The sequence below is a fragment of the Stenotrophomonas sp. CFBP8994 genome (assembly GCF_034044835.1).
Classification (GTDB): Bacteria; Pseudomonadota; Gammaproteobacteria; order Xanthomonadales; family Xanthomonadaceae; genus Stenotrophomonas; species Stenotrophomonas rhizophila_A.
Window position 1 is genome coordinate 148,742 of sequence record NZ_JAXCWT010000003.1, and the last position, 13,397, is coordinate 162,138.

Here is a 13,397-nt window from a genome sequence, read left to right on the forward strand (position 1 = left end):
CTCGGCGACGGGCGGTTAATCGCAGGCGAAATTGCAGTGAGCTGCGGCGTTGACACCGATGACTGCGGGCATTGGTTGTGAAACGTTCATGCATCAGGGCTTGATGCGTTGGCCATCACCGGTGGGCACCGCGTCGTAATAGCGGCCGGTGCGCGTATCCAGTACGCGGTTGGGGCCAGCCTGCTTCATGCCCGGCACGATGCGGCCGTGTCGGTCATACACCTTGGGTGGCGCGGTGGTGGCCGGCGGCGGAGGCGGCACCACCTGGGCCGGCCCCTGGCTCTGGATGGGGTGGGTGCGCAGCTGCTGCGTCGTCTGCGCCGGGGTGTTCACCGGCGCGGGCAACGGCGCCTGCGCAGGTACCACGGGGGTGGGCGGGCGGGTATCGGTGGGTTTGCGTGGCGCGGCCATCTGCGCCACCGCGACCAGCGGCAGCAGCACGGCCAGCGACACGACACCCCGGAAGAAGCGTTTCATGGCGGCGGACTCACGACGGGACATGCATTCACCCTGCGCCAGCGCGCGTGTCAGCACCATGAATGCCATCGGCGCTTGCCCCCGGGCGCCGCCGCCCCCATTTTCCTGCCATCCCCACGAGGACCACCCATGACCGCATTCGATCTCTCCCCGCCCAGCGACGCCCAGCGCGACACGCTGGTGGCCGGGCTCAGCGCCGACGAGCGCCGCGTCCTGCTCCAGCACGGCACCGAAGCCCCGTTCTGTGGGGTGTTCCTGGACAACAAGCAGGACGGCGTCTACGGCTGCCGCCTGTGCGGCCTGCCGCTGTTCCGTTCCAGCACCAAGTTCGACTCCGGCACCGGCTGGCCGAGCTTCTTCGCCCCGTTCGACCCGGACCATGTGCGCGAAATCCGTGACGTCAGTCATGGCATGGTGCGAACTGAAATCGTTTGCGCCCGCTGTGACAGCCATCTCGGTCACGTGTTCCCGGATGGACCGGCGCCGACGTTCGAGCGGCATTGCCTGAATTCGGTTTCGCTGCAGTTCACCGCCAACGGTCAGCCCTACCCGGATCCGCTGCAACGCGGTGGAGCCGAGGCCCAGCCAGCCGGCTGAGCGCCCCGGCAATGCGTGCCCACCAACGGTGGGCACCTACCAAGGGGCGGCACCCGCCGGACGAGGCGGGTCGGCACCCTCCGGGCGACGTACCCGGTAGGTACCCACCGTTGGTGGGTACTGGGCGATGCACCGGTAGGTACCCACCGTTGGTGGGTATGACGTGCCGGCCAAAACTGTGACGTCCGACCACGCCCCCCTTCAGAATGCGCGCGCCAGGCCGACATGGTGATATCCCCACCGCCGCGCCCGCCCCATGCTCATCATTGTTGGCTTCCTCATCGTCATCCTCAGCGTGCTCGGCGGCTATGTCGGCGCGCACGGCAAGCTCGGCGCGCTGTGGCAGCCCTATGAGCTGGTCATCATCGGTGGCGCGGCGCTGGGCGCGTTCCTGGTCGGCACCCCGCTCAAGACCGTCAAGCAGACCCTGCAGGCCACGGTGGGCGTGTTCAAGGGCCCGCGCTACAAGCAGCAGGACTACATCGATGTCCTGAGCCTGCTCTACGAACTGCTCAACAAGGCCCGCCGCGAAGGCTTCATGGCGCTGGAAGACCATGTCGAGCGCCCGGCCGACAGCGCCATCTTCGCCAACTATCCGAAGGTGCAGGCCGACCACCACCTGGTCGACTTCATGACCGACTGCCTGCGCCTGATGATCGGCAGCAACATCGAACCGCACGAGCTGGAACCGCTGCTGGAAATGGAGCTGGAAAAGCACCACGCCGAAGCCATGCAGCCCTCGGCCGTGCTCAACAAGGTCTCCGACGGCCTGCCCGGCTTCGGCATCGTGGCGGCGGTGCTGGGCATCGTGATCACCATGGGCTCGATCGGTGGCGAAATCACCGAAGTGGGCGCGCACGTGGCCGGCGCGCTCGTGGGTACCTTCCTGGGCATCCTGCTGGCCTACGGCTTCGTCAGCCCGCTGGCGGCGGCCGTGGAAGCACGCGCCGAGCAGGACAGCCGCATCTATGAGTCGGTCAAGACCGCCCTGCTGGCCTGCCTGCGCGGCTACAACCCGAAGATCGCGCTGGAGTTCGCGCGCAAGACCCTGCCGTCCAACGTGCGTCCGGGCTTCAGCGAATTCGAACAGCACCTCAAGACGGTCAAGTAAGGCACCGCCATGGCCGAGAACAAACCCACCGTCATCGTCCGCCGGGTCAAGAAAGGCGGCCACGCCGCGCACCATGGCGGCGCCTGGAAGGTGGCCTACGCCGACTTCGTCACGGCCATGATGGCGTTCTTCCTGGTGCTGTGGCTGATGGCGGCCACCACCAAGCCCGAACGCGCGTCCATTTCCGAATACTTCCGCAACCCCAGCCCGCTCACCGGGCAGAGCCCCACGCCCGCCCCGGGCATGGCCGGCCCGGGCGGCGCCAGCACGTCGATGATCAAGCTGGGCGGCGCCACCGATGTGTCGCGCGGCAACAGCAACGACCCCTTCCAGAACCAGCAGGCCGAGCGCCCGGTGCCGCAGGAAGACGAGCGCGAGCGTGAGAAGAAGCAGCTGGAAGTGCTCAAGCAGGAACTGGAAGAAGCGATCAGCAAGAGCCAGGCGCTGGAGCCGTTCAAGGACCAGCTGCTGCTGGACCTGACCCCGGAAGGCCTGCGCATCCAGATCGTGGACAAGCAGAACCGGCCGATGTTCGACATGGGCAGTGCCGCGCTGAAGACCTACACGCGCGACATCCTTCGCGAGCTCTCGCAGTTCATCAACCACGTGCCGAACCGGATCAGCATCACCGGCCATACCGACATCACCGCGTACAACGCCGCCCACGGCTACAGCAACTGGGAGCTCAGCGCCGACCGCGCCAATGCCGCCCGACGTGCGCTGCTCGATGGCGGCATGGCCGACGACAAGGTCACCCGCGTGGTCGGCCTGTCCTCCTCGGTGCTGTTCGACAAGACCCAGCCGGACAACCCGATCAACCGCCGCATCAGCATCGTGGTGATGACCAAGGCCGCCGAAGCCGCCGCGCTGGCCGGTTCGGGCCAGGAAGTGGCGCTGTCGCCGACCGTCCAGGACGCTGACATCCAGGCGGCCCAGGGCGCGCCGGCACCGGCCCCGGCCGCTGCCCCCGTCTCCGCTTCGCCCTGAGCCCTTCGGGCGTAACGACCAACGGTCGTTACCTACCGGGGGGTGTGCATGGCCATGAGCCGCTCGTCCCAGCATCCCCGCGCAACCCCCACTACAATGGCGGTCTTTCCCGTACCGATAGACCGATTCCATGTCCAAGCAGTCCAAGGCCAAGCGCGACAAGCGCAAGAAGCTCCAGCCCAAGCGCCCGATCAACCGCCTCAACGCCCAGCAGCCGGTCCAGAACCATGCCGTGCTGACCAATGAAGAAGGCCAGGTGGTCGCTGCGATCGGCCTGCAGGGCACCGAATGGCTGCTGGCCATCGGCGGCCAGACCATGGGCAACGCCGACAACCCGGTGCCGATGCTGGCCATGCTCAAGCACCTCTCCAATGTCCAGGAGAAGGAAGGCCGCAAGGTCACCCTGGAGTACTCGACCCAGCTGCAGCAGCTGATCGACGACCTGGCCGCCGATGAAGGCAAGACCGCCGACGAGTACCTGAGCCAGCTGGTTTCCGAGTTCGAAGGCGTGGAAGGCGAAGAAGGCGAAGAAGGTGACGACGCTGACACCGCTGCCGAAGACGCCCCGGCCGCCGAACCGGCTGCCGAGGACGCCGAAGCCACCCCGGCCGCCAGCGACGACAAGCCGCAGGCCTGAGCCACGGCCACCCGGTGACGGTCTATATCGACGATGCGGTACACCCCTGGCGCGGCGAGCGCTGGGCGCATCTGATGGCCGACACCCTGCCCGAGCTGCACGCCATGGCGGCGCAGCTCGGGATTCCCCGGCGGGCCTTCCAGAACCGCCGCAGCGGCGCCCATTACGACGTCCCCGCGCCCCTGCGCCTGCAGGCCATCGCGCTGGGTGCGACCGCCATTTCCCGGCACACCGACCGGGCGCTGGTCAAAGCCGTCATCGCCAACGCCAGATCGCAATACACGGCCTGATCCGCCGGTAGCCCCCGACCGTGGGTCGGGTGACCTGTCAGAACGGATCCGAGCCCGGCCGCACTTCCACCCCCAGCAGCGAACACAGCGCCAGCATGGCGTCATCATCGCGCTGCAGTGCCATCCAGCCGGCCAGGCCGCCGTTGCCGGTATCCACGCTCCACAGCGAGTAATTGTGCTCGCGCAGGCGGTCGTAGGCGGTGCCCATCAGCCGCGGCGCGTCGATGTGGGCGGCAAAATCCTCGTCATCCAGGTCGCCACCCCAGTCCAGCTGCAGGTTCCAGCGCGCGGACAGCTCGTTCACCGCCGACACCAGCGCATCGGTGTCTTCACGCTCCACCTCGAAGCCGGACTGCCAGGCAATGGCGGCCATCAGCGGCGGCAGCCAGTCGGCCTCCTCGTCGATCTCCTCACCGTTCTCCAGCAGCGCCTCGCGCCAGCGGTTGAACTGCTGCAGGCCCAGTTCCTCGTCGCCCGGGTTGATCAGCACGAACAGGTTCCAGATCCGGGCCTCGAAATCGTCTTCGTCGAAATCGCGTTCGTCTTCTTCGAAGTCGAAATAGTCGCTGTTGTCGGGCATGGCCGGTATTCCTGGAGACAGGCAGGCATTCTGCCACGGCCACCCTACGGTTATCCTGTGCGCCTGAAGATGGCCGTGGTGGCTGTCAGCATCCAATGACCATGAGCGATACCCCTCCCGATCACCTGGCGATCAACCCCACCAGCCCCTTCCACGATGCCGCAGCGCTGGAGCGCGGCGTGGGCATCCGCTTCAACGATGTCGAGCGCGACAACGTCGAGGAATACTCGGTCAGCGAAGGCTGGATCCGGGTGCAGGCCGGCAAGGCCCGCGACCGCCGGGGCAACCCGATGACCATCAAGGTCAAGGGCACCGTGGTGGCGTATTACCTGGATCAGAAGCCGGAATAATCGGTCGCCCGACCCACGGTCGGTTGCTGCCCGGGATTGACGGCTGCGCCGTCAATCCTTTTGCCGGGTTTCCAGCAGGTCCAGGTTGCGGATCAGCTTGCGCGAAATCTCGTCGGAAATCCGCCCGCGCCGGGTCAACCGGAACAGTTCTTCGCGTTCGGCGGTCAACCCGGCACTGCGCAGCTGCCGGTAGCCCTGCTCCATGCGCCGCACCTTTTCCGGGTCCGCATCCGGGCCCTGGTCTTTTTCCAGGTTGCGCTGGTACAGCAGGCTCACCCGTGAGGCCGCATCGTTGTACAGCTGCACGTTGTCGGTGGTCTGGTTCTGCACCAGTTGCTGGCGCATGCGCTCGACCCCGGCCAGCGCGGCCTTCGAGGCCAGCCGCCGCGCCAGGTCTTCCTCCTTGCGCTCGCCCGAGTCCGCCGGCAGTTCCAGCCCCTTGAGCAGGCGCGGCAGCGCCACGCTGGCACCGACCAGCGACACCAGGATCACCGCCGCGGCCAGGAAGATCACCAGGTCGCGTGCCGGGAAGGCGCTGCCATCGGGCAGGAACAGCGGCAGGGTCAACACGCCGGCCAGCGTGATCGCACCGCGTACGCCAGCCACCGAGGTGGCCACCACGATCCGCCACGAGGTGCCTGGCCGCGCTTCACCGCGATGCTTCGCACGCAGCACGCTCCAGCGCAACGACAGCCACACCCAGGCCAGGCGCAGCAGCACCAGGGCCAGGTTGATCACCACCACGTAGACCAGCAGCCACCACGCACTCTGGTGCCCGCTTTCGCTCACCGTGGTCATGGCGCGGTCCACGATGCCCGGCAGCTGCTCGCCCAGCAGCACGAACATGATGCCGTTGAAGGAGAACTGCAGCATGTTCCACACCGCCATGCGCTGCACGCGCATGCTGCCGGACACGCGGCCGGTAAGCTCCACGTAGCTCATGGTGATACCGGCGGCCACCGCCGAGAGAATGCCCGAGGCGTTGGCCTCTTCGGCCAGCAGGTAGGCCGCGAACGGAATCAGCAGGTTGACCAGCAGCGCCGCGCCCGGCTCTTCGCCGAAGCGCCGCCACAGCCAGCGCTGGAAGGTGGACACGCCGAGCGTCACCGCCACGCCGATCGCCAGGCCGGCCACCGCCACCCACAGGAAGGTCACCGAGGCCGTTGCCAGCGAGAAGGTACCGGTCATCACCGCGGCCACCGCGAAGCGGAAGCAGACCAGGCCGGAGGCATCGTTCAACAGCGATTCGCCCTCGAGGATGTGCATCAGCCGCTTGGGAATCGGCGCGCGCGACGCGATCGAACTGACCGCCACCGGGTCGGTCGGCGAAATGATCGCCGCCAGTGCGAACGCCACCGCCAACGGCATCACCGGAATCATCCAGTGGATCAGCAGGCCCGCGCCGATCACGGTGAACACCACCAGCCCGAAGGCCAGCTCCAGGATCACGCCCTTGTCGCGGAACAGGCCCTGTTTGGGAATGCGCCAGCCGTCCAGGAACAGCAGCGGCGGCAGGAACAACAGGAAGAACATCTCCGGTTCCAGCGCGTGGCCGCGGTTGAACACCCCCGCAATCACCGCACCCAGGCCGATCTGCACCAGCGGCAGCGGCAGCGACAACGGCAGTACGCGGACCAGGTAGCCGCTGGCGACCACCGCCACCAGCATCGCCAGGACGACTTCAATCGTATGCATGCATTTTCCAGAGAGCCTGGAAAAAAATTACCACACCCACCCCGAACCGCGTCCTACAACGGCGAACTCAGGCCGCCTGCCCGTCGAAGCGGTAGATGTCCATCGCCAGCATGCCCGCATCGATGCCGGCATCGATGCGCTGCGCGCCCAGCACCTCACCGCCGGCGGTACCAAGCGCGAAATGCAGCGGTTGGAAGTGCTCGTCGGTGGGGTGCGCGCGTTCGGCATACGGCGCCTGACGGCGGTAATCGAGCAGCGCGGCGCTGTCGTTGGCCTGCAGGCGCTGCTCCACCCATTCGATGAAGGGGCGCACATAGGGCGCTTCGCCGCCGCGCTGGTAGTCGCGGAAGTCGTGCAGGTTGTGGGTGATGCTGCCCGAGCCGACCAGCAGCACGCCCTGTTCGCGCAGTGGCGCCAGCGCGCGGCCCAGCGCGAACTGGTGGGCCGGGCCCTGCAGCGGCTGCAGCGCCAGCGGCACCACCGGAATGTCAGCCTGCGGGTAGAGCAGGCGCAGCGGCACCCAGGCGCCGTGGTCCAGCCCACGGCTCGGGTCCACGCCGGTGGGCAGCCCGGCGGCCACCAGCCGCTGCGCGACCTCCTCGGCCAGGGCCGGGTCGCCCGGCGCCGGGTACTGCAGGTCGAACAACGCCTGCGGGAAGCCGCCGAAATCATGGATGGTCGGTGGCTGCGGGTGCGCGCCCACCACCGGCTGGCGGGTCAGCCAGTGCGCCGAGGCCATCACGATCGCGCGCGGGCGCGGCAGCTGCGCGGCCAGCTCGGCCAGGCGCACGCCCACCAGCCCCGGCTGCAACGCGGTCATCGGCGAACCATGGGAAATGTACAGCGAGGGCAGGCGGGTCATGGGGGCTCCAGCAGGCGAATGCACCGAGAACGATGCCGACCCAGCTTATTGCTTTCACCGGTGATGATAAACGCCAAATCCAGTGCGCATTGTTCCACTGGCGGCGCACCATGGGTGCCATCTACTGGGTGCCATCTACTGGGTGCCATCTACTGGGTGGCATCTACTGGGTGACATCTGCTGGTAGCGCCGACTGTTAGTCGGCTGCTCTTCGCCACAGCATATGGCTGCCCGTAGCCCTGCGCCTAGTGATGCAGCCGACTAACAGTCGGCGCTACCGTTCGGCATGCCGGCCGCCGTTTTACGCGGCGGCGGTTTCCAGCCGTCCTATCACGTCGGCCAGCGGCGCCGGCCGGCCCAGCAGGAAGCCCTGCACCTGGTCGCAGCCGTGCGCGGCCAGCCATTCGTGCTGCCCCGGGGTTTCCACGCCTTCAGCGATCACCGTCAGGCCCATGCTGTGGCCCAGCGACAACAGCGCGCGGCAGATCGAGGCGTTGCGCGGGTTGGTTTCCACATCGGCCACGAAGCTGCGGTCGATCTTCAGGATGTCCAGCGGCAGGTGCTGCAGGTAGGACATGTTCGAATAGCCAGTACCGAAGTCGTCCAGCGAAATATGGATGCCCTGCTCGTGCATGCGCTGCATGGTCTGCTTGGCCTGGCCCGGCTTGCGCATCAGGCTGCTCTCGGTCAACTCCACGTGCAGTGCGCCGCGCGCCAGCCCGAATTCCTGGCTGGCACGGCTGAACTCGGCCACCAGGTCGCTGTTGAAGAACTGCACCGCCGAGACGTTCACCGCAATCGGCAGGTCCCAGCCGGCATCCACCAGCTGGCGCTGCGCACGCGCTGCTTCACGGATCACCCAGCGGCCCAGCGCCAGGATCAACCCGGTGTCTTCGCACAGCTGGATGAACTCGCCCGGCGGAATGAAGCTGCCATCGGCCTGCGGCCAGCGCAGCAGCGCCTCCAGCGCCGCCGGGCTGCCATCGCTGGCGTGGCAGATCGGCTGGAAGTACAGCGCGAATTCGGCATCGATCGCGCTGTGGATGCGCCCGGCCAGCCGCAGCCGGTCGGCCAGCCGCGAACTCACCGCGCTGTCGAACCAGGCAATCACGCTGCCTTCGTCGCGCGCGGCATGCGCGGCCTGCGCGGCCATGCCGATCACCTGTTCGGCGCTGACCACATCGCCGTCGAACTTCACTGCCACGCCAATGCGCGGTTCGAACTGGTGCAGCCAGTCCTGTCCGCGCACGGGTTCGGAGACGGTCTGCACCAGCGTATCCAGCGCGGTCTGGCGCTCGTGGTCGTCGCGGATGGCGAAGATGAAATCCTCGGCCGGCTGGAACGCCAGCAACCCATAGCGCACGCCCAGCCCACCCAGGCGCTTGGCCATGGCCTGCAGCACCACGTCACCCACTTCGCGGCCCAGCGTATCGGCCACCAGCTGCAGGCCACGGAACTGCACGTAGGCGATGGTGTAGCTGCCGCCTTCCTCATCCAGCTGCGCGGCCAGCGCGCGCGTGTTGAGCAGCCCGGTGGCCGGGTTGTGGGTGGCGTGGTAGGCCAGGTCACGCTCATAGGCCATGCGGTCGCTGATGTCCTCGGCCAGCACCAGGCAGGCCTCGCGCCCGTCGAAGTCCAACCGCGCCAGGTGCGCGCGCACTTCGAATACGGTGCCGTCCTTGCGCCGGTGCAGGCGCACCTTGGCATCCTGCAGGTCGCCGCTGGCGGCGTTGGCAATCGCGCCGCGGATTTCCTCCCAGCCTTCGCGTGGGCGGATGTCCAGGATGCTCATCGCCAGGAATTCATCGCGGCTGTAGCCGTACTGTCGCACCGCCGCTTCGTTCACTTCCAGGAACCGCAGCGTGTCCGGATCGAACACCCAGAACGGTGCCGGGTTGCGGTCGAACAGCAGGCGGAACTGGCGCTCGGCCTGCTGCGCGCGTGCCAGCGCCTGGACCCGCTCGCTCACGTCGGTGAGCGCGCCGATCATGCGCCGCTCGCGGTCGCTGCCACCCACCTGCTGGCCACGCGCCGATACCCAGTGCGTGGCACCGCCCGGCAGCACGATTCGGAACATCTCATCCAGCACGCCATTGCCGGCAAACGCATCGTCGAACGCCGCCTGCAACCGCTGTGCATCCTCGTGGTGCACACGGTTGAAGAAATCGGCCACCGGCAGGGAATCGAGCGGGATGCCGAATATTTCCCGCGCCAGCGGCGACCAGCGCAGCACCGAGGCGTCCTCGTCCACCGTCCAGGTGCAGATCTTGCCGACCTGGTGGGCCATGCGCAGCTCGGCATGGCCGGTGCGCAGCTCCTCGCTCATCGCATCCTGGCGGCGGGTGGCACGGCGCAGGCTGGTGTAGACCAGCGCGAACGCCCCCCAGTACAGCAGGTACAGGCCGATCGAGGCCTGCACGTAGGGCCACCACGGCGCCAGCACATCCTGCCGGCCCAGCCCGGCGTACACCGCCAACGGATACTCGGCCAGCGTGGTGAGGGTGGTGATGCGCTCGACCTTGTCGATGGGACTGTGTTCGACGCCCAGCGGCAGCACCGTATCGCTGCCCAGCAGGTCGCGCCGCTGCAGTTTGAACTGCTGTCCGGTCAAGCCGTCGTTGTCGGGGCTGCGCGCCAGCAGATGGCCGGTGACATCACTGATGGAGAGCACGCCGTGGAGGCCGATATCCAGCCCGCTGATGATCGACTGCAGCTCGCTGGTATGCAGCCGGCTGAGCAGCCACCGGTCCTCGCCCATGCGCAGCGCCAGCGGCAGCACCCAGCGGCGCATGCCCAGGTCCTGCGGCGGGCCCAGATACAGCTGGCTGTCCTGGCCACGATGGGCCTCCACCGCCCACAGCGGCAGGGTCAGGTCACCGCCGCCGCTGGTCAGTGCACGGCCGAACTGGTCCACCACCACGATGCTTTCCAGCTCCGCATGCCGCTGCAGCACCCCATCGATGGCCTCGTCCAGCAGGTCCGGTGCCTGCGCCGGCACGTGCTCGAACAGCTGCGCGCCGTCGGCGGCGATGCCGCGCATGGCGCGTTCCAGGTTGCGCAGTTCCAGTCGCAGCAGGCGCTGCGAACCGGTGGCCAGCGCCGTGCTCTGCCGCTGGGCGGCCTCCAGCCGGCGTTGGTAATCATTGGCCAGCATCACCACCAGGCCCGCACCAAGCAGCAGGCCCAGGCCGATGCCCAGCCACACGATGGTGCGCAGCGGCCGCGCCATGGGCTGGCTCAGCGCGGGCATCGCGTACCTCTACCTCGGTGACGGCCTGACTTCATGTAAACGCTTCCTGGTTTCCCCAAACCTGAGCGGCCGACGTCGCAATTTCTTGACGTCTCTCTTGCCCGTTCCCAACGGGCAAGGCCTTGGCCCAGCGCCTTGCCCCCAGCATGCACCAGCCCGCCCGGCTCGGGAAGGGGTGCGACAGCCGTCACACCTTGACGCAGCCCAATGCGGCCACAACTCCCGCCAGATCCCGCCGGTTCCCGGGCCGGGCGGCGGATTAGACTTGGGGTTTCCCCGTTGCCTGAGAAGTCCATGTCCAAGCTGCGCCGCCCCACCCTGATGCTTGCCATTGCCGCCAGCCTGTCGCTGGGCCTGGCCGCCTGCGACCGCGATGCGGCCGCGCCGACCGCTGCCCCGCCGGCCGATACCGCCGCCCCGCCCGCCGCGCCCAAGCCGCAGCTGGGCAGCTTCGGCTTCGATGCCGCCGGCATGGACCGCAGCGTCGCCGCCGGCGATGACTTCTTCGGCTTCGCCAACGGCAGCTGGGTGAAGAACACCGAAATTCCGGCCGACCGCTCCAGCTACGGCAGCTTCAACGTCATTTCCGAGAAGACCCTGGCCGACACCCGCGCCATCCTCGAAGGCGCCGCCGCTGATACCAAGGCCAGCGGCGAAACCAAGCTGATCGGCGATTACTACGCCGCCTTCATGGACGAGGCCGGGATCGAATCGCGCGGCATGGGCGCGATCAAGCCCGAGCTGGATGCCATCGGCGGCATCGGCGACAAGGCCGCGCTGGCCACCGCCCTGGGCGGCACCCTGCGCGCCGACGTGGACCTGCTCAACGCCACCAACTTCTACACCGACCGCCTGTTCGGCACCTGGGTGTCGGTGGACCTGCTGCAGCCGGACCGCAATGCGCCCTACCTGGTGCAGGGTGGCCTGGGCCTGCCTGACCGCGACTTCTACCTGCAGGGCGGCCGCATGGCCGATATCCGCAAGCAGTACCAGGCCTATATCGCCCAGGTGCTGCAGCTGGCCGGCGTGGCCGACCCGGCCGCCAAGGCGCAGCGCATCCTGGCGCTGGAAACCCGCATCGCGCAGGCGCACGCCACCCAGGAAGAAACCAACGACGTGACCAAGGGTGCCAACGCGTGGAAGCAGGCCGACCTGAGCGCGAAGGCGCCGGGCATGGACTGGGCCGCGTTCCTGGCCGCCGCCGGCCTGGACAAGCAGGACGACTTCATCGTGTGGCAGCCCAAGGCCGTGGCCGGCATCTCGCGCCTGGTCGCCACCGAACCGCTGGATGTGTGGAAGGACTACCTGACCTTCCACGCCCTGGACCGCGCCGCGCCGTACCTGCCCAAGGCACTGGCCGATGCGCGCTTCGCCTTCCACGGCACCACCCTCAACGGCACCCCGCAGCAGAGCGAGCGCTGGAAGCGTGCGGTGGATGAGAGCAACAACGCCGTGGGCGAAGCGATCGGCAAGCTGTATGTCGAAAAGCACTTCGACCCGGCCACCAAGGCGCGCGCCGATGAAATGGCAAAGAACATCATCGCCGCCTTCGCCAAGCGCATCGACGCGCTGGAATGGATGTCGCCGGAAACCAAGGCGCACGCCAAGGCCAAGGTTGAAGGCCTCACCGTGGGCATGGGCTACCCGGACAAGTGGCGCGATTACACCGGCCTTGAAGTGAAGCGCGACGATGCGCTGGGCAACGCCGAGCGCGCCAGCCAGTTCGAGTACCGCCGCAACCTGGCCAAGCTGGGCCAGCCGGTGGACCACAGCGAATGGGCGATGCTGCCGCAGACCATCAACGCCATGAACGTGCCGCTGGAGAACCGCCTGGTGTTCCCGGCCGCGATCCTGCAGCCGCCGTTCTTCGACGGTGCCGCCGACGATGCGGTGAACTACGGCGCGATCGGCGCGGTGATCGGCCATGAGATCAGCCATGGCTTCGACAACGCCGGTGCGCTGTTCGATGAAACCGGCAAGCTGCACAACTGGTGGACGGCCGAGGACCTGAAGAAGTTCAATGCCGCCGGCGATGCGCTGGCTGCGCAGTTCAGCAGCTACCAGCCGTTCCCGGGCGTGTCGGTCAATGGCCGCCTCACCCTGGGCGAGAACATCGCCGACGTTGCTGGCCTGGCCACGGCCTACGACGCCTACCAGCTGTCGCTGCAGGGCAAGCCGGGCCAGACCCTGGAAGGCTTCACGCCTGACCAGCGCTTCTTCCTGGGCTTCGCCCAGGCGTGGCGCAGCAAGGCCCGCGAACAGGCCCTGCGCAATTCGCTGCTGACCAACGTGCACGCCCCCGGCCAGTTCCGCGCGCTCACCGTGCGCAACCTGGACGCGTGGTACCCCGCCTTCGAGGTGAAGGACGGCCAGAAGCTGTACCTGGCCCCGGAAAAGCGGGTCAAGGTGTGGTGACAAAAACGGGCGCTTCGGCGCCCGTTTTTTTGGGGGGCATGGGCCCGCTGGTAGAGTCGGTTCCCAAACGACTGCCGATAGCGATGATCGGCACGGGGACGCATGACGTTGAAGGAGAGACGCCTTCGTTTCAGGTCATGCGTAAA

At 67.6% G+C, this 13,397-nt stretch carries 12 protein-coding genes; 7 read left to right on the top strand and 5 right to left on the bottom strand.

Features of this window, described 5'->3' with window-relative positions; all coding sequences use genetic code 11:
* Positions 1-93: 93 nt before the first annotated feature.
* The gene (locus SOM39_RS09150; protein WP_320458157.1) at positions 94-501 is read right to left on the bottom strand and encodes a classical arabinogalactan protein 4; all 408 of its coding nucleotides are present in this window, start codon (positions 499-501) and stop codon (positions 94-96) included.
* Positions 502-606: 105 nt separating this feature from the next.
* Between SOM39_RS09150 and msrB the strand changes: the two genes are divergently transcribed.
* The 5 genes from msrB (at position 607) to SOM39_RS09175 (ending at position 4,099) form a co-directional block, all read left to right on the top strand.
* Positions 607-1,074 (top strand): peptide-methionine (R)-S-oxide reductase MsrB, encoded by a 468-nt coding sequence (msrB, locus tag SOM39_RS09155; RefSeq protein WP_320458158.1) that lies wholly within the window; start codon positions 607-609, stop codon positions 1,072-1,074.
* Positions 1,075-1,330: 256 nt separating this feature from the next.
* Positions 1,331-2,185, top strand: a complete 855-nt coding sequence (motA, locus tag SOM39_RS09160; RefSeq protein WP_068848960.1) for a flagellar motor stator protein MotA — start codon at positions 1,331-1,333, stop codon at positions 2,183-2,185.
* Between the two features lie 9 nt (positions 2,186-2,194).
* Positions 2,195-3,172 carry a flagellar motor protein MotB gene (gene motB, locus SOM39_RS09165; protein WP_320458159.1) on the top strand — a complete coding sequence of 326 codons (978 nt, stop codon included), beginning with the start codon at positions 2,195-2,197 and terminating at the stop codon, positions 3,170-3,172.
* A 130-nt stretch (positions 3,173-3,302) separates the two neighbouring features.
* Positions 3,303-3,809, top strand: coding sequence for a hypothetical protein (locus SOM39_RS09170; RefSeq protein WP_093533052.1), 507 nt, complete (start codon positions 3,303-3,305; stop codon positions 3,807-3,809).
* Between the two features lie 14 nt (positions 3,810-3,823).
* Positions 3,824-4,099 carry a DUF4031 domain-containing protein gene (locus tag SOM39_RS09175; protein ID WP_068848955.1) on the top strand — a complete coding sequence of 92 codons (276 nt, stop codon included), beginning with the start codon at positions 3,824-3,826 and terminating at the stop codon, positions 4,097-4,099.
* A 37-nt stretch (positions 4,100-4,136) separates the two neighbouring features.
* Here SOM39_RS09175 and SOM39_RS09180 read toward each other — a convergent pair whose 3' ends face one another.
* On the bottom strand, positions 4,137-4,679 hold the full coding sequence (locus SOM39_RS09180; RefSeq protein ID WP_093533051.1) for a DUF6630 family protein: 543 nt from the start codon (positions 4,677-4,679) through the stop codon (positions 4,137-4,139).
* Positions 4,680-4,780: 101 nt separating this feature from the next.
* On the opposite strand from SOM39_RS09180, the gene SOM39_RS09185 reads away from it, so the two are divergent.
* Positions 4,781-5,029: a DUF3297 family protein gene (locus tag SOM39_RS09185; protein ID WP_068854531.1), complete on the top strand. Its 249-nt coding sequence runs from the start codon at positions 4,781-4,783 to the stop codon at positions 5,027-5,029.
* A gap of 51 nt (positions 5,030-5,080) precedes the next feature.
* Here the strand turns inward: SOM39_RS09185 and SOM39_RS09190 are convergent, their stop codons facing one another.
* The 3 genes from SOM39_RS09190 to SOM39_RS09200 all read right to left on the bottom strand — a co-directional run bounded on the left by SOM39_RS09190 (position 5,081) and on the right by SOM39_RS09200 (position 10,836).
* Positions 5,081-6,724 carry a Na+/H+ antiporter gene (locus SOM39_RS09190; RefSeq protein WP_068848952.1) on the bottom strand — a complete coding sequence of 548 codons (1,644 nt, stop codon included), beginning with the start codon at positions 6,722-6,724 and terminating at the stop codon, positions 5,081-5,083.
* Between the two features lie 67 nt (positions 6,725-6,791).
* Positions 6,792-7,586, bottom strand: a complete 795-nt coding sequence (locus SOM39_RS09195; protein WP_320458160.1) for a class III extradiol ring-cleavage dioxygenase — start codon at positions 7,584-7,586, stop codon at positions 6,792-6,794.
* Between the two features lie 301 nt (positions 7,587-7,887).
* A complete protein-coding gene (locus SOM39_RS09200; protein ID WP_320458161.1) occupies positions 7,888-10,836 on the bottom strand; it encodes a bifunctional diguanylate cyclase/phosphodiesterase in 2,949 nt (982 codons plus the stop codon).
* A gap of 294 nt (positions 10,837-11,130) precedes the next feature.
* Here SOM39_RS09200 and SOM39_RS09205 point away from each other — a divergent pair, with 294 nt between their 5' ends.
* Positions 11,131-13,251, top strand: coding sequence for a M13 family metallopeptidase (locus SOM39_RS09205; RefSeq protein WP_320458162.1), 2,121 nt, complete (start codon positions 11,131-11,133; stop codon positions 13,249-13,251).
* The last annotated feature ends 146 nt before the right edge of the window (positions 13,252-13,397 follow it).

What these genes read in the sequence shown, in the direction of transcription:
- SOM39_RS09150 (WP_320458157.1), bottom strand. Translation starts at nt 501, where the DNA reads ATGTCCCGTCGTGAGTCCGCCGCCATGAAACGCTTCTTCCGGGGTGTC.
- msrB (WP_320458158.1), top strand. Translation starts at nt 607, where the DNA reads ATGACCGCATTCGATCTCTCCCCGCCCAGCGACGCCCAGCGCGACACG.
- motA (WP_068848960.1), top strand. Translation starts at nt 1,331, where the DNA reads ATGCTCATCATTGTTGGCTTCCTCATCGTCATCCTCAGCGTGCTCGGC.
- motB (WP_320458159.1), top strand. Translation starts at nt 2,195, where the DNA reads ATGGCCGAGAACAAACCCACCGTCATCGTCCGCCGGGTCAAGAAAGGC.
- SOM39_RS09170 (WP_093533052.1), top strand. Translation starts at nt 3,303, where the DNA reads ATGTCCAAGCAGTCCAAGGCCAAGCGCGACAAGCGCAAGAAGCTCCAG.
- SOM39_RS09180 (WP_093533051.1), bottom strand. Translation starts at nt 4,679, where the DNA reads ATGCCCGACAACAGCGACTATTTCGACTTCGAAGAAGACGAACGCGAT.
- SOM39_RS09185 (WP_068854531.1), top strand. Translation starts at nt 4,781, where the DNA reads ATGAGCGATACCCCTCCCGATCACCTGGCGATCAACCCCACCAGCCCC.
- SOM39_RS09190 (WP_068848952.1), bottom strand. Translation starts at nt 6,724, where the DNA reads ATGCATACGATTGAAGTCGTCCTGGCGATGCTGGTGGCGGTGGTCGCC.
- SOM39_RS09195 (WP_320458160.1), bottom strand. Translation starts at nt 7,586, where the DNA reads ATGACCCGCCTGCCCTCGCTGTACATTTCCCATGGTTCGCCGATGACC.
- SOM39_RS09200 (WP_320458161.1), bottom strand. Translation starts at nt 10,836, where the DNA reads ATGCCCGCGCTGAGCCAGCCCATGGCGCGGCCGCTGCGCACCATCGTG.
- SOM39_RS09205 (WP_320458162.1), top strand. Translation starts at nt 11,131, where the DNA reads ATGTCCAAGCTGCGCCGCCCCACCCTGATGCTTGCCATTGCCGCCAGC.